Below are 24,769 nucleotides of genomic sequence, written 5' to 3' on the forward strand. Positions count from 1 at the left end.
GAAAAGTCGAAAGATGGCGCGATTGTGGTCAGTCGCCAAAGACATGGGAACGATTTTTTAATTGGTTATATATGTCGATATAGATATAAGCCGAGGGTGAACCTAAGACCTTGTCGGCTTGAAAGAGACCTTCAGCGCAGTGTCTTCAGAGCAGAGCGCTGGGCGGCCCACAGGGCTGCCGTGCCCATCAAGCTGGCCGCCAACAGCCACCACAGCGCCAAGCTGTAGCCATGTTCCGCTGACCACAGCAGGCCCAAAATCAAGGGTGCTGCGGCCCTGGCCAAGGCGATGGGCAAACCCAGCAGGCCATTGAGTTGCCCGACATGCGCGCGGCTCACGTACTGCGCCATGGCCGTGCCTTTGACGATGGTGTTCATGCCGTTGCCCAGACCGTAAAGCAGCACAAACAAAAGCGAGGCTACAGGGCTGAAACCACCGATCAGCAAAGCCACGATTCCCGCCGGAATGAGGGTCGGAATCCAGCGGTTGGCGGCATGCACATCCCAATAACGCTCAAACATGAACAGCACCAAGCGCCCCAGCACCTGAATCACCCCAATGGCCGCCGGAATGGCCAGCACCCAAGCAGTGGACAGGCCCGACTCTTGCAGCAAGGCGATCATGTGCGCGGGCAGGGCTGAAGTCACCGACATGGTCAGCACCATGAACAAGGCCAGCAGCCAAAACGGCGCGTGGCGAAGGTGTTCGCGCACGGGCACGGCGGGGTTCCGCTTGCCCGCGGGTGCGGCGTGCTCGGGCTGTGTGCGGTCGGCATGGCTGACCTGCGGGCGTGGCGCCCCGTGCAGCACCCAGAAGTGCACAGGCATGCACACCAGAAACTGCAGTCCGGCTAACGCCCAGAGCGCTTGCCGCCAGCCCCACAGCTCCATCCACCACGCAAACAGCGGAATGAACACCGTGCTGGCCAAGCCACCTAAAAACGTGAGGGTGATGATGGCGCGCCGAAAGTCTTGAGCAAAGCGCCGTGTGACCACGGCAAACGCCGGGTTGTACAGCGTGGCCGCCATCCCTAAGCCCAGCCATATCCAGGCGGCATAAAAACCCACAACCGATGTCACAAAGCTGTGCACCATCAGCCCCAAGCCCACCCACAATGAGCCCAGCGTCATCACCCGCCGCTCGTGCCCGGCATCGATCCAACGGCCCACTTGGTAGGCCATCAGGCCTTCGGCCAGCAGCGCCAAGCTGAAAGCCAGCGAGGACTCGGCCCGGCCCATGCCCAGCTCAGCCTCTAAAGGCGTCATGAGCAATGAGAAAGTGTAGAAAACACTGCCCCAAGTGATCAATTGAGGCAGCGACAGCCAGACACTGAAAGGCCCCAGTGCCTTGGCTTGCGGGGAGTGCTGACGCGCATCGGGCATCCTCACATTATCTGTGCGCCTCAATGCTGCGTGTGTCTCAGCCGTTCAAGGCCTGTCAAGGCCCATTGAGCACACGTCGGTATTGAATGGCTTCGGCCACATGGGCGGCTGCGACGGTGTCGCTGCCTGCTAAATCCGCAATGGTGCGTGCCACTTTCAGGCTGCGGTGCGTGCTGCGCCCACTCCAGCCGAGTTTGTCGGCGGCCCTTTGCAGCAAAGCGGTGGCGCTGTCTTCAAGCCGTGCCTGTGCATCGATGGCTTGGCCTTGGAGGTCTGCATTGGTGCAGTTTTGCCGGGCGATGGCGCGTTCGCGTGCGGCCAAACTGCGCGCCGCAATCTGCTCGGTGCTTTCGCCCGGTGGCGCGTTCAACAGATCGTGCGCGCCCAAGCTGGGCACTTCGATGTGCAGGTCGATGCGGTCGAGCAGCGGGCCACTCAGCTTGCCTTGGTAGCGGCTGACTTGGTCAGGCGTGCAGCGGCATGACCTGTTGGCGCTGCCCAGATAGCCGCAGGGGCAGGGGTTCATGGCCGCGATCAATTGAAAGCGTGCCGGGAACTCGGCTCGCCTTGCCGCTCGTGCAATGGTGATGCTGCCGGTTTCCAGCGGTTCGCGAAGAGCCTCCAGCGCGGCCCTGGGGAACTCGGGGAGTTCGTCCAGAAACAGCACGCCATGGTGCGCCAGCGAGATTTCGCCTGGCCGGGGCGGTGAGCCGCCGCCCACCAAAGCCACCGCACTGGCCGAGTGGTGCGGCTGACCCGTGGGGCGCTGGGCCCAACGCGTCAAATCAAAACGTCCGGCCAAGCTGGCAATGGCCGCCGATTCCAGCGCCTGTTCGGTGGACATGGGCGGCAGCAAACCGGCAAAGCGCTGCGCCAACATGGACTTGCCCGAACCCGGTGGCCCCAGCATGAGCAGCGAATGGCCCCCAGCGGCGGCGATTTCCAGCACGCGCTTGACACCCGCTTGGCCTTTGACGTCCGCCAGGTCGGCATAACGCGGTGGATCTGTGGGTGTGGTGGCGGCCATGCGAGCCCAGCCGTCGCTGGGCTCGGGCGGCGCTTCGTTGGACGGCGGTAAAAACTGCTGCACCACATCGAGTAAGTGGCGCGCCCTGAAGACTTCGGCATCGGGCACCAGTGCTGCTTCTTCGGCACTGCCCGGTGGCAGCACCAGCCGGGTGCGCACTTTTTGTTGGCGCAACACCAGGCTCATGGCCAAAGCGCCGCGCACTGGGCGCAGCTCGCCCGACAGTGACAACTCACCTGCAAATTCATAGCCTGCCAGTTTGCTGGCATCGATCTGCCCACTGGCCGCCAAGATGCCCAGCGCAATCGGCAAGTCCAGTCGCCCCGAGTCTTTGGGCAAGTCGGCTGGGGCCAGGTTGACGGTGATGCGCTGGTTGTGCGGAAAGTCGAGCCCACTGTTTTGCAAGGCCGATCGCACCCGCTCGCGGGCTTCTTTGACTTCGACATCGGCCAGCCCCACCAGCGTGAAGCTGGGCAGCCCGTTGGCCATGTGCACCTCGACGGTGACGGCGGGCGCTTGCAGGCCGACCAAGGCGCGGCTGTGCACCAAACTGAGACTCATATGCCCTCCCTGCCCCGTATTGGTGCGCTTTGTGTGCCCTGTCGCGCAGTCCGAACGCGCAGAACTTATTGAAATGTCATTCAAGCATGCAAGGGCTAAAAGTGCACGGGGATAAGCCCGAATAGAGCGCGCGGCCTCAGTTGGCACGCTCCCTGCTTTAAGGGTTTGTCCTTTTTTCATTTTTTGGAGTTCCTCATGAAAAACATCCTCGTTCCTTCCTTGTTGACTTTGTCTTTGTTGGGCATGACTGGTGTGGCTCAGGCGCAAGCGGCTGAGAGCACTTTGTCCTTCAATGCAGGTGTTGTGTCTGACTACCGCTACCGTGGTATTTCCCAGTCGCGCCTGGAGCCAGCGGCGCAAGGCGGTTTTGATTACGCCGACAAGAGCGGCTTTTATGTCGGCGCTTGGGGTTCGAGCATCAAGTGGATCAAGGACACCCCTGGCGCGACCAAAGGTTCTACCGAGATCGACCTCTACGGTGGCTACAAGTCAACGGTTGGAGACTTGGCTTATGACGTCGGCTTTCTGCGTTACGAGTACCTGAGCAACAACTACGCTTCGGCCAGCGGTGTCAACGCGAACACCAATGAGGTTTATGGTGCCGTGACGTACGGTGTGTTCACCGCGAAATACTCGCACGCCATCTCCAATCTGTTCGGCAATGCCAACAGTAAAAACAGCTATTACGTTGATTTGAGTGCTGCCTTTGACATGGGTAACGGATTGACATTGACGCCGCACGTTGGATACCAGAGTGTGAAAAACGTGGCCAATGCTTCTTACACAGATTACGCCTTGACCCTTGCCAAAGATCTGGGCAATGGTTTGAGTGCCACCGTGGCAGCTGTCGGCACCAATGCCGATGAAGGTTTTTACAGCTTGAAGGGCAAATACAACGGCAAGACGGGCGCCGTCGTGGGCCTGAAGTACACCTTCTGATTTCATCCATTCAGATCAAGGAACCATCATGAAACTGGTGACCGCCATCATCAAACCCTTCAAGCTGGACGAAGTGCGTGAAGCACTTTCGGGCATCGGCGTGCAGGGCATCACCGTGACCGAAGTCAAAGGCTTTGGTCGTCAAAAGGGCCACACCGAGCTGTACCGTGGTGCGGAATACGTGGTCGACTTTTTGCCCAAAGTGAAAATCGAAGCCGCTGTGTCCGACGAGCTCGTCGAGCGCGTCATCGAAGCCGTCGAAGCCGGTGCCCGCACCGGCAAGATCGGCGACGGCAAGATCTTTGTGTACGACCTCGAGCAAGTGGTTCGCATCCGCACCGGTGAAACCGGCGCAGAAGCCCTTTGATAGACAAGAAAGAGAGTCGACAAATGAAAAAACTACTCGCTACCCTGGCCTTGGGCCTGAGTTTGGGCCTTGGTGTGTTCGGTGCGGCTTCTCTCGCCACCGCACAGACCGCGCCCGCTGCCGTGACCGCACCAGCCGCAGAAGCCAAGCCAGCCGATGCTGCACCGGCGCCTGCAGCGCCTGCTGCAGCAGCAACGGCCGCTGCCGAAGCTGCGCCCGCACTGGTGCCCAATAAGGGCGATATCGCTTGGATGATGGTCGCAACCATTTTGGTCATCTTGATGGTCATTCCGGGCTTGGCCCTGTTCTATGGCGGCTTGGTGCGCAGTAAAAACATGCTGTCTGTGCTGATGCAGGTCGTGGTCACCTTCTCGATGATCACCGTGCTGTGGTTCATCTACGGCTACAGCCTGGCGTTCACCGAAGGCAATGCCTTCATTGGTGGCTTTGACCGCCTGTTCATGAAAGGCATCTGGGACAACGCAGCAGGCACTTTTGCCAACGCCGCTACTTTCAGCAAGGGTGTTGTGATTCCTGAAATCACCTTCGCAGCCTTCCAGGCCACGTTCGCAGGCATCACTTGCGCACTGATCGTGGGCGCTTTTGCTGAGCGCATCAAGTTCTCTGCCGTGCTGGCTTTCATGGTGTTGTGGTTCACCTTCAGCTACCTGCCCATTGCGCACATGGTCTGGTTCTGGATGGGTCCTGATGCCTACACCGCCAAAGAGGTGGTGGACGAGATGACCGGCAAAGCAGGTCTGATCTGGCAGTGGGGCGCTTTGGACTTCGCTGGCGGTACCGTGGTGCACATCAACGCTGCTGTGGCTGGTCTGGTCGGTGCCTTCATGGTCGGCAAGCGCGTGGGTTATGGCCGTGAAGCCATGGCCCCACACAGCCTGACTCTGACCATGGTCGGTGCCTCTTTGTTGTGGGTGGGCTGGTTCGGTTTCAACGCTGGCTCGGCGCTCGAAGCCAACGGTTTCGCAGCGCTGGCTTTCATCAACACTTTGGTCGCCACAGCGGGTGCGGTGCTGGCCTGGTGCGTGGGTGAAGCCCTGATGCGCGGCAAAGCCTCCATGCTGGGTGCAGCTTCGGGTGCGGTGGCCGGTCTGGTCGCCATCACGCCAGCCGCTGGCAACGTGGGCATCGGCGGCGGTCTGGTGATCGGCATCGTGGCAGGCTTTGCTTGCCTGTGGGGTGTGAATGGCCTCAAGAAGATGCTGGGTGCAGATGACTCCTTGGACGTGTTCGGTGTGCACGGTGTCGGCGGTATCGTCGGCGCCTTGTTGACCGGTGTGTTCAACTCGCCCGCTTTGGGTGGTCCGAGCGCTGTGGGCGACTGGGTCACGGTGGCCATGGTGGCACCTGATGCTTATTCGATCGCTTCGCAAGTGTGGATCCAAGCCAAAGCCGTGTTGCTGACCATCGTCTGGTCGGGTGTGGTCTCGGTGGTCGCCTTCAAGATCGTTGACCTGACCATTGGTCTGCGTGTCACCGAAGAAGAAGAGCGCGAAGGCCTGGACATTGCCTCGCACGGCGAGTCGGCCTACCACGGCTGATCCGGCAAGTTTCATTGCAAGGGGTGGTTTGCCGCCACCCCATTTTCTCAAGCCCGTTGCACCCCGTGCACGGGCTTTTTTGTTATGGTGTCGGCTTTGACGCACAGAGGCAGACGCATGACATTGGCAGATCGGAAAGTGGCCGTGGTGACGGGCGGTGCCCGTGGCATAGGTCTGGCCATTGGCCAGTGGTTTTTGGCCAACGGCCATCAGGTCGTGCTGCTCGACGTGGACAACACCACACTCGACGCCACACAAAAACAACTGAACAGGTCCGGCGACCTGCTGTGCCTGCACACCGATGTGTCGAGTCCTGAGCAGGTGCAGGCCGCTGCCGACCAAGTGATGGCACGTTTTGGCCGCGTGGACGCGCTGGTCAACAACGCGGGCGTGGCGGTGTTCAAGCCCGCGCTGGAAACCACCTTTGAAGACTGGCGCCATGTGCTCTCGACCAACCTCGACGGCGCGTTTCTCTGCACGCAGGCGTTTGGCGCCATCATGGCGCGCCAGCGCAGCGGCGCAGTGGTCAACATCGCGTCCATCTCGGGCCTGCGCGCCAGCACCTTGCGCTTGGCCTACGGCACCAGCAAGGCCGCGCTGATCCACCTGACCAAGCAGTATGCCGCCGAATTGGGCAACTACGGTGTGCGCGTCAACGTGATCTGCCCCGGCCCGGTTGAAACCGAGATGGCCAAGTTGGTGCACAGTGCGGCCATCCGCGCCGACTATTACGACACCATCCCGCTGGGCCGCTACGGCAGCACCGAAGAGATGGCCGACACCGTGGGCTTTTTGTGCAGCCCCCAGGCCAGCTACATCAACGGGCAGTCCATTGCGGTCGATGGCGGCTTTGACGCCTCGGGCGTGGGCCTGCCCACCCTGCGCCGCACCACGCCCGAGCTGCAAACCGTGGGCCAGGTCGATGGATCGGGTGGCCCGACTTCTTGAATGCCAGCGCACCCCGCCGCTGACGGCACAATTGTCTGGATGAACGCTTGGACCCGCATCACCCCCAAACCTGACGCTTTGGGCGAATCGCCCTTTTGGCACCCGCAAGAGCAGCGCCTGTATTGGGTGGACATTCCGGGTAGGCGCATCGCGCGTGTGGCGGTAAAGGGCCTGCAGGCGCAAGGCCAGGTTGAGTATTGGCCCTTGACGCAAGAGCCCGGTTGTATTGCGCCAGTGCAAGGTGGCGGCCTGGTCATGGCCCTGCGCGATGGCATTTACTTGGCCCGTGAGTGGGGCGGCCCCTTGCAGCTGCTGGCGGCAGCGCCCTACGACACCGCCAAGCAACGCTTCAACGACGGCAAGTGCGACGCCCAAGGCCGCTTTTGGGCCGGCAGTTTGTACGAGCCCAAAGACCTGGCGCTGGGCGCGTTGTACATGCTGGACGGCCAAGGCCTGCACGCCATGGTGGGCGGCACGAAAGATGGCGTGGATAGTGGCGTGGTAACCGCCAACGGCCTGGCCTGGTCACCCGATGGCCGCACCGCCTACTGGGCCGACACCACTGCGCACCAAGTGCGCGCTTTTGACTTTGACGCCGCCAGCGGCCAACTCACCCACGGCCGCGTGTTCTACCAAGCCGCCCCCAAACCCGCAGGCTGGGCCTGGGGCAGCGCCGCGCTATACGGCGGCCGGCCCGATGGCGCGGCGGTGGACGCTGAAGGCTGCTATTGGTCGGCCCAATACGAAGGCGGGCGCCTGCTGCGCCTGTCCCCAAAAGGCGAGGTGCTGGCCGAAGTGCCCACCCCAGCTCTGTGCCCCACCATGCCCTGCTTTGGCGGCGCGGACTTGAAAACCCTGTTCATCACCACATCGCGCCAAGGTCGCAGCCCTCAAGAGCTGGCGCAGTACCCCAGTGCGGGGTGTGTTTGGGCGATGCGGGTGGAGGTAGCGGGGTTGGCGGTGAATGCTTATCGGGCTTGACCCGCGCAATTTCCCACAACCCCATCGTTCAAAAAATTCACACAGTCCCTTAAGGCCGGGGGTTACCATCTTGGCCCATGGAAGCTCAACTCAACTCCTTCATCGACGCCGTGCGTCAGGCCGCTGCGGATGGCCGCACTTTGCGTTTGCGCGGTGGTGGCAGTAAAGATTTTTGGGGCCAGAGCCTGTCGGGCGAGGTGCTGGACACCCGGGCTTACAGTGGCATCGTGAGTTACGAGCCCAGCGAGTTGGTGGTAACGGTGCGTTGCGGTACGCCACTGGCCGAGCTCGAAGCCGCCTTGGCCGAAAAAGGCCAGTGTTTGGCGTTCGAGCCACCCCATTTCGGACCCCATTCGACGGTTGGCGGCATGGTGGCCGCAGGCCTGAGCGGCCCGGCCCGGGCCACCGCTGGCGCTGTGCGTGACTTTATTTTGGGTGCCCGTTTCATCAACGGCTTGGGTGAGCACCTGACTTTTGGTGGTCAGGTCATGAAAAACGTGGCCGGTTACGACGTGAGCCGTCTCATGGCGGGCAGCTGGGGCACGCTGGGCCTGATCACCGAGGTCAGCCTTAAGGTCTTGCCGGTGGCCCCGGCCGAAGCGACGTTGATGATCGCGGGCCTGGCCCAAGGCCCTGCACTGGATTTGTTGCACCGCTGGGGTGGTCAGCCCCTGCCCTTGAATGCCAGCGCTTGGGTGCGCGACACCACGACCGAGCCCGTAGCCGACTATTTGTTTGTCCGCTTGCGCGGCGCGGTGGCGGCGGTGCAATCGGCCACCGGCAAGATGGCTGCAGATGCCGTGGCCTTGGGCGCCCAAGTGCAAGCCATGGACAATGCCGAAGCCGTGCAAGATTGGCGTGCCAGTGCAGAGCAGTCGCTGGTGTTCTTTGATGCGCCCAGCCCCGATGTCTGCCTGTGGCGTTTGTCGGTGCCGCAAACCGCACCGGTTTTGGACTTGCCCTATGCCACCTACATCGAATGGCAAGGTGCCCAGCGTTGGTTGTGGGCACCCGCTTCGGCAGCGTTGCCTTTGCGCGAATTGGCCCAATCGGTGGGCGGTCACGCCACTTTATTCCGTGCCAGCGCCGCACATCCCGAGGTAGACAAAGCCGCAGGCGTGAACACCCCACTGGATGCCGTGCAGCAGCGCATCCAGCAACAATTGCAAAAGCAGTTTGACCCGAAGGGCGTGTTCGCCACCGGTCGCTTGCACCCCCTCTGAGGCGACTCGTCATGCAAACCAACCTCGCCCCCGAATACCAAAACACCCCCGATGGCCTGGCGGCCGAAGCGATTCTGCGAAAGTGCGTGCACTGCGGCTTTTGCACCGCCACTTGCCCCACCTACCAGCTGCTGGGCGATGAGTTGGATGGCCCGCGCGGCCGCATTTACCTGATGAAGCAGGTGCTGGAGGGCGAAACGCCCACCCGCAAAACCCAGATGCACCTGGACCGCTGCCTGACCTGCCGCAACTGCGAAAGCACATGCCCGAGTGGCGTGCAATACGGCCACCTGGTGGACATTGGCCGCAAGCTGGTGGAAGCCAAGGTCGAGCGCCCTGCGGGTGAAAAGTTGATCCGTTGGGCGCTCAAAGAGGGCCTGCCTTCGCCCCTGTTTGCCCCTGCGATGAAGATGGGCCAGATGGTGCGCGGCCTGCTGCCCGACAGCCTGAAAGCCAAAGTGCCTGCGCCACAAGACGCCGGCGCCTGGCCAACACGCCAGCACGTCCGCAAGGTGCTGATGCTGGCCGGTTGCGTGCAGCCGAGCATGAGCCCCAACATCAACACCGCCACCGCCCGCGTGCTGGACGCCGCAGGCATTCAGGCCGTGACCGCCCCCAAGGCCGGTTGCTGCGGCGCGCTCAAGTTTCACCTGAACGACCACGATGGCGGCAAGGACCACATGCGTGCCAACATCGACGCTTGGTGGCCACTGGTCGAATCGGGCGAGGTCGAGGCGATTGTGATGAACGCTTCGGGCTGCGGCGTGATGGTCAAGGACTACGGCCATGTGCTCAAAGACGACCCGCAGTACGCCGACAAAGCCGCCCGCATCGGGGCCTTGACCCAAGACCTGAGCGAGTTGCTGCCCGAGCTGGTGCCGCTGCTCAAAGACAAGCTGAAACCCCAGGCCCTGCAAGCCGCAGGTCTGCAGGCCTACCACCCGCCCTGCACGCTGCAACACGGCCAGCAGCTCAAAGGCGGCGTGGAAAAGCATTTGGGCGATCTGGGCTTTCAGATCAAGGTCACGGCCAATGAGTCGCACCTGTGCTGCGGCTCGGCAGGCACTTACAGCGTGCTCAACCCGGATCTGTCCAAACAACTGCGCGACCGCAAGCTGGGCCACCTGAATGCGTTGCAACCGCAGGGCGTGATCAGCGCCAACATCGGCTGCATCACCCACCTGCAAAGCGGCAGCGGCCTGCCCGTGCGGCATTGGGTGGAGTTGTTGGACGAGGCGATCAGCGGTTCTTGACCGCGCCATCTAAGTCCTTTTGCCTGCCCGACAAGGCCAGCGCCCGAGCACGCCAAAAAGCCCACAGAGGTAGTATTGAGCGCTAGACGGCAGACTGCGCTGGATCAGCGCACACAAAGGACAAGACGATGGCGATACCTTGGTTGATGGCGCTCAAAGTGATTCCCTGGGGCGATGTGATCGAACATGCGCCTTCGGTCCTGAAAGCCGCGCGCAAGCTGATGGACCGTCAACCCGCTCAGCCCCCCGGCGAAGCGGGCACCCCGGCCACCACAACGCCGGTGAGTGCTGTGCCCAGCTTGGGTGAACTCAAAAACGCCTTGATCGCTGCGCAAGGCCAGATCGATCGCCAAGCCCAAACCCAGCGCGAATTGACCGAAACCCTGGCCGAGTTGGCCGAGCAAAACGCACGCTTGGTCAGCACCGTGGAAGTGCTGCGCTTGCGCACGCGGGTGTTGGTGTGGGGTGGCGCTGCGATGCTGCTGTGGTTGGCCGTGTTGACTTGGCGGGCCTGAACGGACTCCGGCCCAAATGGACACAGGCCCGATAGGCCCCGTCGGTCAAGCCGCCAGCGCCGCCTCAATGTCCTTGGCGATCTTCTCTGGCGAGTCCTGCGGTGCATAGCGCTTGATCACACGCCCATCGCGCCCCACCAGAAACTTGGTGAAGTTCCATTTGATGGCCTTGCTGCCCAAAATGCCGGGGGCCTCGGCCGTGAGCCATTGGTAAAGCGGGTGGGCACCGTCGCCATTGACCTTGATCTTGCTCATCATCTGAAAGCTGACGCCGTAGTTTTTCTGGCAGAAGTTGGCAATTTGCGCGTCATCACCCGGGTCTTGGCTGGCGAACTGGTTGCAGGGAAAGCCCAATACGGCCAGACCTTGAGCGGCGTATTTTTGGTGCAGTTTTTCCAAACCAGTGAACTGGGGCGTGAAGCCGCAGGCGCTGGCGGTGTTGACGATCAGCATCACCTGGCCTTGGTAGCGCGACAAGGGCACGGTTTGGTGGTCGATGCTTTGGGCTTCGAGGTCGTACAGGCTCATGGTGCTTTTCCGAATATTGAAAAATTGATGAATGACAAGATTGAAATCCAAATGAAGCAATGCGTTCATTCAGGACCTAGGACCGAATATAAATTTTTCGATGGCTGTGTAGGCTTCCTCGCCCGCACCGTAAAACATGTGAAAACCTGAGCTACACGGATTTTGGGGCTGCGCCTCGCCGCCTTTTATCATTATGAACTCGGTTTTTGAGGGGTTGGTTTTTTGCTGCTGCTCAAACACCATTTTGGCGCTTGAAGGAAGTGACTTGGGGCATTGTTCGCGCTCGTGACCCAAGAAAAGAATGGGTAAACGTGTTTTGTCATTGAAGTTGGAACCCATGCGCGCTGAGCTGTAAATGGCACCTTCAATCAAATCTTCCTTTTTTGACTTTTGAAGCATCTTGTAAAACTCTGTGATGCTGACGGCCCCGTTGCTGTGGCCCATGATCCAAACAGGCAAACCGAATTGATCTTTGAAGTGACGCACAACGCTTTCGATTCGCAGCAAATGCTCTGAGCTTTGTCTGGAAGTCGGGTATTCAACACCGGGTAATTGAATCGGTGAGTCAAACACCACCACGTTCAACTCACCGCGGGATAAAGTTGGGTCGCTCAAGGGTTTAAGGGTGCTGCCATAAAAACCACCCAAATTTTTGCGATCTGGCGTGATCCCCAGTCGACCTTCGCCGCCGGGAATGAAAATCAACGTTGCCTTGGCTTGTTTGGCTGGCCAGAGAAAACTCAGGGTAGGTGCCTCACTGAACAAGAACCCTTTTTCTTTGAACTCGATGCCCACTACTTGCGCCAGTGTCAAAGATTGCGTCAACAAGCAAACACACAAAACGATCCATTTGGACATGGCTATTCTTTGAATGAAAAATGCAGGGGAGCTAAATGTTTCAATGATCCTTGTGACTCGGCCCGACGATGGACAGCAAAGCCGCCAACAAAATCAGGGCCCCGCCAATCAGGGTACGGCTGTCCCAGCTGGAGGCACCCAGCAGCACCGATGACACACTGGCAAACAGCACCTCAGACAGCATGACCAGCGCCGTGGTGTGGGCGGCCAGGCGGGCGGCGCCGTATTGCAAGGCCAGGTTGCCCAGCAAAAATGAAACGCTCAACAATGCCACCAAGGGCACCCAAGACCAAGTAGGGGCTGTGCCCACGGCCACGATGCCTGTGGCCAAGCCGACCAAGGCAGCCAGCGTGGCCATGACCGCACCGCCACCAAACATGGCCAAGGTGCGTGAGGCGTTGGGGGTGTCTTTGAGTTTGAGCAGCAAGGCGTTGGTGATGGCAAAGGTCAGGCCACCCATCAGGGCCAGCACGTCGGCCAAGCTTTCGGGCACAGGCCAAGGTGTTTCGGGGGTTTTGAGCACGATGAACAAACCGGCCAGCGCCAGCACCAAGCGCAGCAAGGCCATGGGGGTGGGCTTTTCACCCAGCAGCCACCAAGCCACCAGCACGGACCAAGCGGGCATCAGATAAAACAACAACACCACGCGCACCACGTCGCCAACTGTCACCGCCCAGTTGAAGCCGACATTGGTCAGGCCTGATGCCAGCAGCAAAAGCCATAAGCCGGGGTGACCGCGCCAGCTTTGCAAGTGCCCACTGCGCCACAGCCATATGAGTAAGCTCAGAAAAACGAAGGCATAGACGATCGCTGTGGCCCAAAGTGGATGCAGGCCTTGGGATTCCAGTTGTTTGAAGGGCCACCAGCACACGCCCCAAACAAAGGCGTTCAAGAGAAGCCCGGCAACGGCCAAGCCTTTGGGGGAATGGTTGCCCATGTGGGCAGTCAGGAGGCGTCGCCTGAGGCTTTGGCGGCCGCCAGCGTGGCTTGGCGCTTGCGCCACCAGCGCCAGCCCAGCCAGACGAGACCGATGCCCAGCAGGGCAAAAATGCCATGCTGGAACTGGCGCAGCACGCCAAACATCCAGTCCCAGTTTTGCGCACCAAAGTAACCCAGATAGACCCAGATCGGTACACTGATCAAAGCGGCAAAGCCGTCCATGAAAAACCATGTGCCGAAGCTCACCCGGCGACTCATGCCGGCCGAGAAAAACACCGGCGTGCGCAAGCCGGGCAAGAAACGGGCAACAAACATGACCCACTTGCCGTATTTTTCAAAAGCTTCTTGGGCGCTGGCAAAGCGCGCGGGTGTCAGGATTTTGCGAAAACCGGGCAGTTTGGCAATGCGCTCACCATACAGGCGGCCCAGAGTGAACATCAGGCCATCACCCACCATCACGCCCGCCATGCCCACCGCGAACATGGTGTTGACGTCGGCATGCCCAAGGCCTGCAATCACGCCACCCGTGACCAAGGTCACATCCTCAGGAATGGGGACGCCAAAACCGCAAATGAGCAACATCACAAACACAGCCAAATAGCCGTATTCGGTGAAAATGGGCATCAAAAACTCAAAAACTTCCATGGATTTCAAAGTTTGGTAACGCAAAAAACCAGTGACGAAATGCACAGGTTCAGCAGGCAGCGGGCCAGTGTAAAGCATTTGTAAGCCCCTTCCAGAGGCGGGTCAGGCGGGGTATCACCCGCAACTTCAAGGCAGTGTCCTTGGGCGTCTGCTGGGTTGCAGGGCCTGACTTTGCTGGCACACTTGCGTGTGTTCGTCAGTCCTTTTGCACACCCATGCCCCGCCCGATACAAGCCACCATTCACCCCCAAGCTTTGCGCGACAACCTGAACCGGGTGCGCTTTGCCGCCCCCGATGCGCAAGTTTGGGCTGTGGTCAAGGCCAATGCTTACGGCCATGGCATTGAGCGTGTGTTTGAGGGGCTGCGCGCAGCCGACGGTTTTGCCATGCTGGACTTGAACGAGGCCGAGCGTGTGCGTGCATTGGGTTGGCGAGGCCCGATCTTGCTGCTGGAAGGTGCTTTTGAGGCGCGTGATCTGGAGTTGTGCTCGCGTCTGCATTTGTGGCACACCGTCCACTGCGATGAGCAGATTGACATGCTGGCGCTGCACAAGACACATGAGCCGCACCGCGTTTTTCTGAAAATGAACTCCGGCATGAACCGCTTGGGCTTTGCACCCCAGCGCTTTCGTTCGGCTTGGACGCGCTTGAACGCTTTGCCCCAGGTGGACGAAATTTCCCTCATGACCCATTTCAGCGATGCCGACGGCCCCAAAGGGATCGCAGCGCAAATGGCTCATTTTGAAGAAGCCACCCGTGATTTACCCGGTGAGCGCAGCTTGAGCAACAGCGCTGCGACTTTGCGCCATGCGCAAGATGTGGCGGTCAAGGCCGATTGGATACGTCCGGGCATTGCGGTGTATGGCAGTTCGCCCGACTTTCCTGAAAACTGCGCGAGCGATTGGGGTTTGCAGCCTGTCATGAGTTTGAATGCCCAGGTGATTGCGGTGCAGTCGCTGCAAGCGGGCGACAGTGTGGGCTACGGCTCCAGCTTTGTGGCCGATCAGGCCATGCGCATCGGTGTGGTGGCCTGTGGTTATGCCGACGGCTATCCGCGCATCTGCCCCACAGGCACGCCGGTACTGGTGAACGGGCAGCGCGGCCGCACTGTGGGCCGGGTCAGCATGGACATGTTGACCGTGGATTTGAGTCCCTTCCCTGATGCGGGAGTCGGCAGTACGGTCACGCTTTGGGGGCAGTCGGCTTCGGGCCCGGTGCTCAGCATCGACGAGGTGGCACAAAAGGCCGGCACCGTGGGCTATGAGCTCATGTGCGCATTGGCGCCGCGTGTGCCTGTGGTGGTGGTCGACTGAAAGTTTGCTGCGCGGGGGACATGGCCCTCTTGCGCTTGCCAGCACAATCGTTTGCATGCCCCATCGCACCCCCCAGCACCCCCATGACCAACGTGCCTTGGTGGTAGCGCTGGTCTTGATCGTCATCTGGGGTGGCAACTTCACGCTGCAAAAGTACCTTTTTGACCTGATCACGCCCGGTGGTTTTTTGTGGGCGCGTTACCTCATCATGCCCGTGTGTGCTTTGCTGCTGATGCGCTGGCGGATGGGCGCTTGGTTGCCGCCCCTGCCGCGCAAGGACTGGATGCACATGGCTTGGCTGGGGTTCATTGGCCATTCTTTGCATGTGGGTCTGGTGACTTACGGCATCCATTGGTCTACGGCGTTTTCCAGCTCGGTCATTTTGGCCTGTGGACCGATCTTCACGTTGCTGATCTTGCGCGTTCAGGGCTTGGAGCGTTTAACGGGCGCGCAAATAGCGGGGGTCACGCTGGCTTTCGGCGGTGTCTTGATGTTCTTGTCGGACAAATTGTTGGGCGGCAACTGGCGGGCTGGTGGAGGTGACTTGGTGTTGTTGGTCGCCGCCTCTCTTTTTTCGTATTACACGGTGGCCGTGAGGCCCGTGATGCAACGGCATGGGCCCGTGCTGACCATGGGCTATGCGACCTTGTTAGGCGGTTTTCCAGTGATGCTGTTGTCGGTGCCTGCAGGGCTGGAGGCTAACTGGTCAATGCTCGATTTTTGGGCGTGGGTGGGCTTGTTTTGGTCGGTGCTGGTGTCGGCCTTTTTGGGCTGGCTGGCCTGGGGTTGGATCAACACGGTGCGGGGCGTGGCCCGGTCTGCGCCCCTCATGTACCTCATGCCGCCCATGGCGGGCCTGTTTGCTTGGGCGCTGTCTGGCGAAAGCTACACCTGGATCAAGATTGCCGGGGCGGGCGTGACCTTGCTGGGCGTGGCTTTGGCCCAATATGCCGGGCAAATCAAGTGGCGACTGCGCTGAGCCGGTGCCAGCGCTGTTGGAGCTGCTTGGCTTTTGCCGCCATGGCTTCAGCGGGGCCCATCACTTGAGCCAAGTGTCATAAGCGGTTTTGCAGATCAAGGCCAAGACCACGAATATGAAGACTTGGCGCACAAAACCCGAGCCGTGCTTGAGCGCCAAACGCGTGCCGATCAAGCTGCCCACGATGTTGGACACCGCCATGGCCAGCGCCAAATGCCACCAAACATGGCCTTGGTAGGCGAACAGCATGAGGGCTGAAAAATTGGTCGCTACGTTGATGAACTTTGCCGAAGCCGAGGCGTTCAAAAAGTCATAACCCAGCCAGCGCACATAGGCAAACACCAAAAAGCTGCCTGTTCCGGGGCCAAAAAACCCATCGTAAAACCCGATCGTCAGACCGATGCTGGAGGCGATCCAGATCTCTTTTCGGCCGGTAAAGCGTGGCGCGTGTTCTCGGCCCATGTCTTTTTTAGCCAGGGTGTAGACCAGCAAGACCACCAGCATGACGGGCAGTGCTTTGCGAAACAAGGAAGGGTCGATTTGCGTGACCGCCCATGCCCCGATCACCGAGCCCACCAGGCCCGCACCTGCCGCCGGGAGCAAGGAGCGCCAAGGCATGACCACCTTGCGGCTGTATTGGAGGGTGGCAAAAGCCGTGCCCCAAATGGATGCACTTTTGTTCGTGCCAAACAAAGTGGCGGGCGGTGCGCCTGGAAAGGTCGCAAACAAGGCTGGAATCAAAATCAACCCGCCGCCGCCCACAATAGAGTCCACCAGCCCGGCCAAGAGCGAGGCCAACGAAACAATCAATAATTCCATGAGGGGGATTGTGTCATCGCAAGGGCACTGAGCCTGTCGCACAGAGGCTGGGAAGCAGGCAAAAAAAAGCGCCGCTTGCGCGACGCTTTGGAAAGTACATCTCGTTCGGATGTTGGTTGATGTTCGAGTTCTTTGGGGTTCGAGTTGTCTCCTCGGCCCTCAAGATGCAGTTACTGCTGTGCACCGAGTAGATGCAATGTAAGGGATGATCCGTTTGATTTTTCTCAGGGATTTCCCGATCCGGGGGTAAATCCCTGTTTGAATCAGAGGGCGCGCTGGCTCAGGTCGCCAGGGCTGCATCGGCCACGATCCATTGAGCGGCTTTCTCGGCCACCATGAGCGTCGGGCTGTTGGTGTTGCCGCTGGTGATGGTGGGCATGACACCGGCGTCGACCACGCGCAGACCGGCCACGCCGCGCACTTGCAAACGCGCGTTGACCACCGCCATCGGGTCGTCATCTCGTCCCATGCGGGTGGTGCCCACCGGGTGAAAGATGGTGCTGGCAATGTCACCGGCCAGCTTGGCCAACTCATCATCGGTTTGGTACTGCACGCCGGGTTTGAACTCTTCCGGAGAAAAAGGCGCCATGGCTGTTTGCGCCATGATGCGGCGCGTCACCCTCAGGCTGTCAGCGGCCACTTTGCGGTCTTCGTCGGTGGCCAGGTAGTTCGGTGCAATCGCGGGAGCGTCTTCAAAGTGAGGCGTCTTGATCTGGACGGTGCCCCGGCTGGTGGGATTCAAATTGCACACGCTGGCCGTGATGGCCGGAAAGCTGTGCAGGGGTTCGCCAAAAGCGTCCAAGCTCAAAGGCTGAACGTGGTACTGGATGTTGGGCCAGGCGCGGCCCGGATCGCTGCGGGTGAAGGCCCCCAACTGGCTGGGCGCCATGCTCATGGGGCCGGTGCGCTTAAGGGCGTACTCCAGCCCGATCTTGGCCTTGCCCCACAGGTTGCTGGCCAAGGTGTTGAGGGTGGTGGTGTTCTGCACCTTGTACACCGTGCGGATTTGCAAATGGTCTTGCAAGTTGGCGCCCACGCCCGGCAGATCGACCAACACGGGCACACCTTTGGCCCGCAGCAACTCGGCTGGGCCAATGCCTGAGAGCTGCAAAATCTGCACCGAACCGATGCTGCCTGCGCTCAGGATCACTTCGGACGCGGCATTCACGTTGACCGTTTGCCCTTGACGCAGCAACTTGGCGCCGACGCAGCGAATGCGGCCATCAGGCTGGGGAGCCAGCTGCAGGGCTTGCACCCGGGTTTCAGTCCACACGGTCAGGTTGGGGCGTTGCTGCGCTGGCCGCAAAAAAGCTTTGGAGGCGTTCCAGCGCCAACCGTCTTTTTGGTTCACCTCAAAATAGCCCACACCTTCGTTGTTGCCCGTGTTGAAGTCAGGCGTGGCTGGAATGCCAGCCTGCATTGCCGCTTGGGCAAAAGCATCCAGCACGTCCCAGCGTAGCCGTTGTTTTTCGATGCGCCACTCACCACCGTGGCCATGGAGCTGGGCATAGGCATCGCGAGCCCCGCCGTGCTGACGGGCAAACTCATGCGGCATCTGGGCGTCGAGCTTGTGGTGGTTCTCATGCGCTTTGAAGTCGGGCAAGCACTGCCGCCAGCCCCACGACTCGTCGCCCGTGACCTCGGCCCAATGCTCGTAATCGCGCGATTGGCCGCGCATGTAAATCATGCCGTTGATGCTGCTGCAACCGCCCAGCGCTTTGCCACGCGGGTAGCGCAGACTGCGTCCGTTCAAGCCCTCGGCCGGTTCGGTTTGGTACAGCCAATCGGTGCGCGGGTTGCCAATGCAATACAAGTACCCCACCGGGATGTGGATCCAGTGGTAGTTGTCTTTTTTGCCCGCCTCCACCAGCAAGACCCGCTTGCTGCTGTTGGCACTGAGCCGGTTGGCCAACAAACAGCCCGCCGTGCCCGCGCCGATGATGATGTAGTCAAAGCTGTTGTCGTTCATGGTTCTGGCCAGTCGCCCTCGCGGAAAACAGAAATGCGGCTCTTAAAGACACTTCACTTGGCCGTGGGCATCACAAACTCAGCGCCTTTGCCGATGCTCTCGGGCCAGCGCTGCATGATGGACTTTTGTTTCGTATAGAAGCGCACACCCTCTTCGCCGTAGGCATGCATGTCGCCAAACAGCGAACGCTTCCAGCCCCCAAAACCGTGCCAAGCCATGGGCACTGGAATCGGCACGTTGATGCCGACCATGCCCACCTGGATGCGGCGCGCAAATTCGCGCGCCACGTTGCCGTCGCGGGTGAAGCAGGAGACGCCGTTGCCGAACTCGTGGTCGTTGATGATCTGCACCGCGGTGCCAAAGTCGGGCACACGCACGCAAGACAGAACCGGGCCAAAGATTTCTTCTTTGTAGATTTTCATGTCGGTGGTCACGTTGTCAAACAACGTGCCGCCGAGCCAGAAGCCCTTGTCGCAACCGGCGCCAGCCTTGGCACCGTCAAACTCGCGGCCATCGACCAAGAGCTTGGCGCCTTCGGCCACGCCAGCGTCGATGTAGCCCTTGATGCGTTGGCGCGCTGCATCGGTCACGATGGGGCCCATTTCGGCGGCGAGGTTTTCGCCGTTCAGCACTTTCAATGTTTGGGTGCGTTCGATCAGTTTCGGGATGATCTTGTCGGCCACATCGCCCACCAACACCGCTACCGAAATCGCCATGCAACGCTCACCGGCCGAGCCGTAACCTGCGCCAATCAGCGCGTCCACGGTCTGGTCGATGTCGGCGTCGGGCATCACCACCAAGTGATTTTTCGCGCCGCCCAGAGCTTGCACGCGCTTGCCGTGGTGCGCGCCGGTTTCATAGATGTAGTTGGCAATCGGCGTGGAGCCAACAAAGCTGATGGCTTTCACATCGGGGTGCACCAGCAAGGCGTCCACGGCTTCTTTGTCGCCTTGCACCACGTTGAACACGCCGTCAGGCAGACCGGCTTTTTTCAGCAACTCGGCCATGAAGAGCGACGGGGTAGGGTCGGTCGGGCTGGGCTTCAAGATGAAGGTGTTGCCCGCCGCAATGGCCACTGGGAACATCCACATGGGCACCATCACGGGGAAATTGAAGGGCGTGATGCCCGCCACCACACCCAGGGGCTGGCGCAGGGTCCAGTTGTCGATGCCAGTCGAGACTTGGTCGGTGAAGTCGCCCTTGAGCAGCTGCGCAATGCCGGTGGCAAATTCCACGATGTCGATGCCGCGAGAGACCTCGCCCTGCGCGTCGGTAAAGACCTTGCCGTGCTCGGCGGTGATCATGTGGGCCAACTCGTCCTTGTGGGTGTTCAGCAGTTCGAGGAACTTGAACATCACCCGGGCGCGTCGCAGGGGTGGTGTGTCAGCCCAGGCGGGGAAGGCCGCTTGCGCAGCGGCCACGGCTTGGGCCACTTCGGCGCGGTTGGCCAATGCCACGCTGCCGGTCACTGCGCCAGTGGCGGGGTTGGTCACAGGCTGGCTGCGGCCCGAAGTGCCTGCGGCGACTTGGCCGTTGATGTAGTGGCCGATGTGGGAAATGCTCATTTGGGACTCCGTGGGTGAAAGTTTGCATGCAGTTTAGGTACCCGCGATTTCCCCCGCAATGCCGCAAAGCTGAATTGATTGTTCAAAATAGTGAACAATGTATGAATGGAAGAGCAAAAGATCAACACCCTCTGGACACACCTGCACTGGCTGAGCGTGCTGGCGCAGCAGGGCAGTTACACGGCTGCGGCCGCCCGGCTCGGCGTGAGCAAGGCCGCGATGAGCCAACGCATTGCCGAGTTGGAGCGTGCCGCCAAGGTCACTTTGGTGCAGCGCACCACACGCAGCCTGCGCCTGACCGAGGCGGGTCAAAGGCTGGTGGACGAGACCCGTGCTGCGTTTGAGCAAATCGAACAAAGCTTTGCCCAAGTGCGCGATCTGGCTGAACAGCCCAGTGGCTTGTTGCGTGTGACCGCGCCGGTGGCGTTGGCAAGGCAGCAACTTGTGCCCTTGTTCGCCGCTTATCTGAAAGATTTTCCGGATGTGCGCATCGAGCTGGACCTGTCCGATCGCCTGAGCGCCTTGGCTACCGAAGGTTATGACTTGGCGATACGCCACACCGCCCGCCCGCCCGACACCCATGTGGCTTGGGCGCTGTGCGCCACCGAATCGGTGCTGGTGACCACCCCAGCGTACATTGGCCAACATGGTGAGCCACAAAGCCCAGCCGAGCTGCAAACCCACAACTGCCTGCATTACCCCCGTTCGCAAGACACGCCAGCTTGGACTTTCGAGCCGCGTCCGATTTCAAATCCAGCTTGGGATGCGGCTTTGGAGCAAACGTCCAGCGGGTTCGAGCGCATCACGGTGCCCGTGACAGGCAATTTCGCCGCCAACAACAGCGAAGCCCTGCGTGAAGCGGCCTTGACCGGCGCAGGGATTGCGCTGATGCCGGACTTCAGTGCCCAAGCCGAATTGCGCAAGGGTCAGTTGGTACGCGTATTGCCCGATTGGAAGCCCGTAGGAGCCTTTGCCGAAACCATCTACGCCATACGCCCTTATGCACCACATGTACCTCGCGCAATAGCGGCTTTGGTGGCGCACCTTCGAACTGGCCTGGTCGGTGGTTTTGGCGTCTGAAACAGCAATTCAGCGATTGGCCAGCACTGGAAATAACTTGGTCAGACCATCTGCCATCACTTCGACAGCCAAGGCCGCCAAGATCAAACCCATGAGCCGCGTCATGACGTTGATGCCGGTTTTGCCCAGGATGCGGGCAATCGGGGTGGCCAGTGAAAAACACAAGGCCGTGGCCAGCGCGATCACCACGCCGTAGCCAACCAAGGTGGCTAACTGCATGAAATCTTTGGCTTTTTCGGCGTAAATCACCACGGTGGACATGGTGGCAGGTCCGGTCAGCAGCGGGATGGTCAATGGCACCACGGCGATGCTGGCCCCCACAGCCGCTTTGGCTTCGGCGTCATGCACCTCGTCTGCGTTGGCGCGGGCTTCGGCGGGCTGGGCGTTGAGCATCGACAAGGCCGCTGTCAGCAACAGCATGCCGCCGCCCACTTGGAAACTTGCCAGCGAGATGCCGAAAAACGCCAGAATTTGCAAACCCAGCAGGGCGCTGGCGGCGATCACCACGAAGGCGCTGAACGACGACACCCAGATGGTGCGTTGCCGCTGTGCATGGCTGAAGCCCTGCGTGTAGTGGATGAAAAACGGGACGATGGCCAAAGGGTTGACGATGGCCAGCAGGGTGATGAGCGGTTTGAAGTCCATCACCGCATTGTGCAGGCTTCAGGGTGGGGTCGTTGTGGCCGGTGTGCGGCGGCGGAACATGCCCCAGCCTTCCATGTGCAGCACTTTGTCACCGTGCTGGTTGAACATCTCCCACAGGTTGCGCGTCATGCCCACATCGGGGCGTTTGCCCATGGGCTTGGTTTCCAGAACAGTGCTTTGCAGTCGCAAGATGTCGCCCGGAAAAACCGGCTTGAGCCATTTGATGCCCTCTAGGCCAGGTGAGCCCAAGCTGGAGGTCTCGCACAAGAAATTGGTCACCATCAGCCGCATGGCCATGGCGCAGGTGTGCCAACCGCTGGCAGAGAGGGCACCGAATACCGAGGCCTTGGCCGCTTCGTCGTCCAGGTGAAAGGGTTGCGGGTCGAACTGAGTGGCGAAGGCGATGATTTCTTCGCGGGTGGGCGTGATGGTGCCCAAGTCGCGCACCTGGCCCACGGCCATGTCTTCCCAGTAGTACTTGATGGGGGTCTCGATGCGGGACATCAACGGCCTCCGGAGACGTCAATCAAACTCATGGTGGTGTAGCTGGCCGCGTCAGACAAGAGCCAGACAATGCTTTGCGCCACCTCGTCGGCGGTGCCGCCGCGTTGCATGGGGACCAGGTGCTGCAGGTCTTTCACGCGGTCCGGCAGGCCGCCAGAGGCGTGGATTTCGGTGTCGATCAGTCCCGGGCGCACGGCATTGACGCGCACGCCTTCTGCCGCCACCTCTTTGGCCAGACCCAAGGTGAAGGCGTCAATCGCCCCTTTGGCCGAGGCGTAGTCCACATATTGGCCGGGCGATCCCAGTCGGGAGGCTGCACTCGAGACGTTGACGATGCTGCCGCCTTCACCGCCGTAGCGGGTGCTCATGCGGCGCACGGCTTCGCGGGCGCAAATCAGGCTGCCCATCACGTTGATGTCGAACATGCGTTTCAAGCGCGCGACACTCATGTCAGCCACGCGGGCATAGACGTCGACCACACCCGCGTTGTTGACCAGGCCAGAAAGGCGACCCAGTTTGGCGTCGATGTGTTCGTACATGCGCAGGACCTGCGCTTCGTCAGCCACATCGGCCTGAACCGCGATGGCGTTGCCGCCTGCGCTGCGGATCCGGCGCACCACCTCATCGGCAGCGAGCGAGTTGGCGGTGTAGTTCACGGCCACCGTCCAGCCCTGCTGGGCTGCCAAAAGGGCTGTGGCTGCACCAATACCGCGGCTGCCGCCCGTCACCAACAAGACCTTGTTCATCGCGTGTCTCCTGCAAAAATGATTTATAGCGGTTACAACCGCACATTGCCAATTACACAACGTACAAGGAGTCATCATGGGTCGCACAGTGGACTATTACCTCGCCCCGCAAAGCCCCTGGGCTTATTTGGGTCACCAGCGCTTGGCCGACATCGTGCAGCGCACGGGGGCTGTCGTGCGCGTCATGCCCATCGACTTGGGTGGCAAGGTGTTCCCGATCTCGGGCGGTTTGCCATTGGGCCAGCGTGCGCCACAGCGCCAGGCCTACCGCTTGGTGGAGCTGCAACGGTTTAGCAAGCATCTGAATGTGCCTTTGAACCTCAAGCCCAAATATTTCCCGGTGGGGGGTGACGATTCTGCCCGTTTGATCATTGCCGCCGATCTGACCCAAGGTCCGTTGGCCGCCATGAAAATCGCGGGCGCGATTTTGACCGCTTGTTGGGCCCAAGAGCGCAACATGGCCGATGACAAGGTGCTGGCCGAGTTGTTGCAAGAGCAGGATTTACCCGCCAGCTTGATGACCCAGTCGCAAAGCCAAGCGGTGCAAGAGCGCTATGAAAGCTACACCCAAGCGGCCATCGATGCGGGTGTTTTTGGTGCCCCCAGCTATGTGGTGGCGGGCGAGATTTTTTGGGGACAAGACCGACTCGAGTTTGTCGAGCGCGCTTTGGCCCGTTGAATTGTTGACCAACCAGGAGATGTGCATGGGAAAGATGATCGAGCTCAAAGCCGCTGATGGCACCGCGGTGCCTGCCTACGAGGCCCGGCCTGTCGGTGCGCCCAGGGGGGCGGTGGTGGTGATTCAGGAGATTTTCGGGGTGAACAGCCACATTCGTGCCGTGGCCGACGGCTATGCCGCCGAGGGTTATCTGGCCGTGGCCCCGGCTGCCTTTCAACGCGTGAAACCCGGGGTGGAGCTGGGTTACACCGATGCCGACATGGGCGAGGGCTTTGGCTACAAAACCGCCTCAGAGGCCTTGCCAGCGCCGGGTGTGATGCAAGACATTCAGGCCGCAATTGACCATGCAGCCGAAGTTTCGGGTGGCAAGGTGGGCATCGTGGGCTATTGCTGGGGCGGCTTACTCACCTGGCGTGCGGCGTGCACTTTGTCTGGCCTGAGTGCTGCGGTGCCGTATTACGGCGGTGGTGTGACCACCGCTGCCGAAACCGCCCGGCATCCGCAAGTGCCCGTGCTGGCCCACTTTGCCGAAGAAGACCATTGGATACCGATGGACACGGTCGAAGCCTTCAGAAAAGCGCACCCCGAAGTGGCTGTCCACACCTATGCCGCGCACCATGGTTTCAACTGTGACCAGCGCGGCTCGTGGCATGCGCCTTCTGCCCAGTTGGCGCGCGAGCGCACGTTGGCGTTTTTTGCCAAGCACTTGGGCTGACGGTTTTTGTGTGGGCGCCCCGTTCTCTGG

General features: G+C 60.6%; 25 protein-coding genes. 13 read left to right on the forward strand and 12 right to left on the reverse strand.

The genetic code is table 11. The annotated features are described in order from the left end of the window. Window positions 1-131 precede the first annotated feature (131 nt). Both Q1M54_RS13580 and Q1M54_RS13585 read right to left on the reverse strand, forming a co-directional pair. Complete coding sequence (locus Q1M54_RS13580) at window positions 132-1,382, reverse strand: MFS transporter (protein ID WP_300558131.1); 1,251 nt, start codon at window positions 1,380-1,382, stop codon at window positions 132-134. Window positions 1,383-1,437: 55 nt separating this feature from the next. Next, complete coding sequence (locus Q1M54_RS13585; protein ID WP_300558133.1) at window positions 1,438-2,970, reverse strand: YifB family Mg chelatase-like AAA ATPase; 1,533 nt, start codon at window positions 2,968-2,970, stop codon at window positions 1,438-1,440. Window positions 2,971-3,165: 195 nt separating this feature from the next. On the opposite strand from Q1M54_RS13585, the gene Q1M54_RS13590 reads away from it, so the two are divergent. The 8 genes from Q1M54_RS13590 (at window position 3,166) to Q1M54_RS13625 (ending at window position 10,755) form a co-directional block, all read left to right on the forward strand. After that, window positions 3,166-3,909, forward strand: coding sequence for a TorF family putative porin (locus Q1M54_RS13590; RefSeq protein ID WP_300558136.1), 744 nt, complete (start codon window positions 3,166-3,168; stop codon window positions 3,907-3,909). 28 nt (window positions 3,910-3,937) lie between these two features. Beyond that, a complete protein-coding gene (glnK, locus tag Q1M54_RS13595; protein WP_019426247.1) occupies window positions 3,938-4,276 on the forward strand; it encodes a P-II family nitrogen regulator in 339 nt (112 codons plus the stop codon). Window positions 4,277-4,299: 23 nt separating this feature from the next. Next, entirely contained in the window at window positions 4,300-5,835 is a 1,536-nt protein-coding gene (amt, locus tag Q1M54_RS13600; protein ID WP_300558141.1) for an ammonium transporter, read from the forward strand. Between the two features lie 117 nt (window positions 5,836-5,952). Beyond that, the gene (locus tag Q1M54_RS13605) at window positions 5,953-6,783 is read left to right on the forward strand and encodes an SDR family oxidoreductase (protein ID WP_300558144.1); all 831 of its coding nucleotides are present in this window, start codon (window positions 5,953-5,955) and stop codon (window positions 6,781-6,783) included. 39 nt (window positions 6,784-6,822) lie between these two features. Further along, window positions 6,823-7,764, forward strand: coding sequence for an SMP-30/gluconolactonase/LRE family protein (locus tag Q1M54_RS13610; protein ID WP_300558147.1), 942 nt, complete (start codon window positions 6,823-6,825; stop codon window positions 7,762-7,764). A 77-nt stretch (window positions 7,765-7,841) separates the two neighbouring features. Continuing rightward, the gene (gene glcE / locus Q1M54_RS13615; protein ID WP_300558149.1) at window positions 7,842-8,987 is read left to right on the forward strand and encodes a glycolate oxidase subunit GlcE; all 1,146 of its coding nucleotides are present in this window, start codon (window positions 7,842-7,844) and stop codon (window positions 8,985-8,987) included. Window positions 8,988-8,998: 11 nt separating this feature from the next. After that, complete coding sequence (gene glcF, locus Q1M54_RS13620; protein ID WP_300558151.1) at window positions 8,999-10,240, forward strand: glycolate oxidase subunit GlcF; 1,242 nt, start codon at window positions 8,999-9,001, stop codon at window positions 10,238-10,240. A gap of 128 nt (window positions 10,241-10,368) precedes the next feature. Further along, entirely contained in the window at window positions 10,369-10,755 is a 387-nt protein-coding gene (locus Q1M54_RS13625) for a hypothetical protein (RefSeq protein WP_300558154.1), read from the forward strand. Between the two features lie 45 nt (window positions 10,756-10,800). Here the strand turns inward: Q1M54_RS13625 and Q1M54_RS13630 are convergent, their stop codons facing one another. From Q1M54_RS13630 to Q1M54_RS13645, 4 genes are all read right to left on the reverse strand, one after another. Beyond that, the gene (locus tag Q1M54_RS13630) at window positions 10,801-11,283 is read right to left on the reverse strand and encodes a glutathione peroxidase (protein WP_300558157.1); all 483 of its coding nucleotides are present in this window, start codon (window positions 11,281-11,283) and stop codon (window positions 10,801-10,803) included. A 69-nt stretch (window positions 11,284-11,352) separates the two neighbouring features. Beyond that, a complete protein-coding gene (locus Q1M54_RS13635; RefSeq protein WP_300558160.1) occupies window positions 11,353-12,141 on the reverse strand; it encodes a hypothetical protein in 789 nt (262 codons plus the stop codon). Between the two features lie 40 nt (window positions 12,142-12,181). Continuing rightward, window positions 12,182-13,078, reverse strand: coding sequence for a DMT family transporter (locus Q1M54_RS13640; RefSeq protein WP_300558163.1), 897 nt, complete (start codon window positions 13,076-13,078; stop codon window positions 12,182-12,184). Window positions 13,079-13,086: 8 nt separating this feature from the next. Then, window positions 13,087-13,803 carry a DedA family protein gene (locus Q1M54_RS13645; RefSeq protein ID WP_300558166.1) on the reverse strand — a complete coding sequence of 239 codons (717 nt, stop codon included), beginning with the start codon at window positions 13,801-13,803 and terminating at the stop codon, window positions 13,087-13,089. A gap of 137 nt (window positions 13,804-13,940) precedes the next feature. Between Q1M54_RS13645 and alr the strand changes: the two genes are divergently transcribed. Further along, on the forward strand, window positions 13,941-15,038 hold the full coding sequence (alr, locus tag Q1M54_RS13650) for an alanine racemase (protein ID WP_300558170.1): 1,098 nt from the start codon (window positions 13,941-13,943) through the stop codon (window positions 15,036-15,038). 55 nt (window positions 15,039-15,093) lie between these two features. Beyond that, the gene (locus tag Q1M54_RS13655; protein ID WP_300558173.1) at window positions 15,094-16,017 is read left to right on the forward strand and encodes a DMT family transporter; all 924 of its coding nucleotides are present in this window, start codon (window positions 15,094-15,096) and stop codon (window positions 16,015-16,017) included. A gap of 60 nt (window positions 16,018-16,077) precedes the next feature. On the opposite strand, the gene Q1M54_RS13660 is transcribed toward Q1M54_RS13655, so the two are convergent. The 3 genes from Q1M54_RS13660 to Q1M54_RS13670 all read right to left on the reverse strand — a co-directional run bounded on the left by Q1M54_RS13660 (window position 16,078) and on the right by Q1M54_RS13670 (window position 20,370). Then, window positions 16,078-16,836: a TSUP family transporter gene (locus tag Q1M54_RS13660; RefSeq protein ID WP_300558175.1), complete on the reverse strand. Its 759-nt coding sequence runs from the start codon at window positions 16,834-16,836 to the stop codon at window positions 16,078-16,080. 280 nt (window positions 16,837-17,116) lie between these two features. Next, a complete protein-coding gene (locus Q1M54_RS13665; RefSeq protein ID WP_300558177.1) occupies window positions 17,117-18,805 on the reverse strand; it encodes a GMC family oxidoreductase N-terminal domain-containing protein in 1,689 nt (562 codons plus the stop codon). A 53-nt stretch (window positions 18,806-18,858) separates the two neighbouring features. Further along, the gene (locus Q1M54_RS13670; RefSeq protein WP_300558197.1) at window positions 18,859-20,370 is read right to left on the reverse strand and encodes a CoA-acylating methylmalonate-semialdehyde dehydrogenase; all 1,512 of its coding nucleotides are present in this window, start codon (window positions 20,368-20,370) and stop codon (window positions 18,859-18,861) included. Between the two features lie 105 nt (window positions 20,371-20,475). Here Q1M54_RS13670 and Q1M54_RS13675 point away from each other — a divergent pair, with 105 nt between their 5' ends. Beyond that, window positions 20,476-21,450 carry a LysR family transcriptional regulator gene (locus Q1M54_RS13675; protein WP_300558200.1) on the forward strand — a complete coding sequence of 325 codons (975 nt, stop codon included), beginning with the start codon at window positions 20,476-20,478 and terminating at the stop codon, window positions 21,448-21,450. 9 nt (window positions 21,451-21,459) lie between these two features. On the opposite strand, the gene Q1M54_RS13680 is transcribed toward Q1M54_RS13675, so the two are convergent. From Q1M54_RS13680 to Q1M54_RS13690, 3 genes are read right to left on the reverse strand one after another with little or no spacing between them, the layout of a single operon-like run. After that, window positions 21,460-22,095 (reverse strand): MarC family protein, encoded by a 636-nt coding sequence (locus tag Q1M54_RS13680; protein WP_300558203.1) that lies wholly within the window; start codon window positions 22,093-22,095, stop codon window positions 21,460-21,462. Window positions 22,096-22,113: 18 nt separating this feature from the next. Continuing rightward, the gene (locus Q1M54_RS13685) at window positions 22,114-22,599 is read right to left on the reverse strand and encodes a MaoC family dehydratase (RefSeq protein WP_300558205.1); all 486 of its coding nucleotides are present in this window, start codon (window positions 22,597-22,599) and stop codon (window positions 22,114-22,116) included. Beyond that, a complete protein-coding gene (locus tag Q1M54_RS13690; RefSeq protein WP_300558208.1) occupies window positions 22,599-23,345 on the reverse strand; it encodes an SDR family oxidoreductase in 747 nt (248 codons plus the stop codon). The genes Q1M54_RS13685 and Q1M54_RS13690 overlap by 1 nt, the downstream gene beginning before the upstream one ends. A gap of 76 nt (window positions 23,346-23,421) precedes the next feature. Between Q1M54_RS13690 and Q1M54_RS13695 the strand changes: the two genes are divergently transcribed. Both Q1M54_RS13695 and Q1M54_RS13700 read left to right on the forward strand, forming a co-directional pair. Continuing rightward, complete coding sequence (locus Q1M54_RS13695) at window positions 23,422-24,024, forward strand: 2-hydroxychromene-2-carboxylate isomerase (protein WP_300558211.1); 603 nt, start codon at window positions 23,422-23,424, stop codon at window positions 24,022-24,024. Window positions 24,025-24,049: 25 nt separating this feature from the next. Beyond that, window positions 24,050-24,739, forward strand: a complete 690-nt coding sequence (locus Q1M54_RS13700) for a dienelactone hydrolase family protein (protein ID WP_300558214.1) — start codon at window positions 24,050-24,052, stop codon at window positions 24,737-24,739. Window positions 24,740-24,769 lie beyond the last annotated feature (30 nt).

Origin of the sequence: Limnohabitans sp. Rim8, from assembly GCF_943326455.1 — a bacterium.
Classification (GTDB): Bacteria; Pseudomonadota; Gammaproteobacteria; order Burkholderiales; family Burkholderiaceae_C; genus Limnohabitans_A.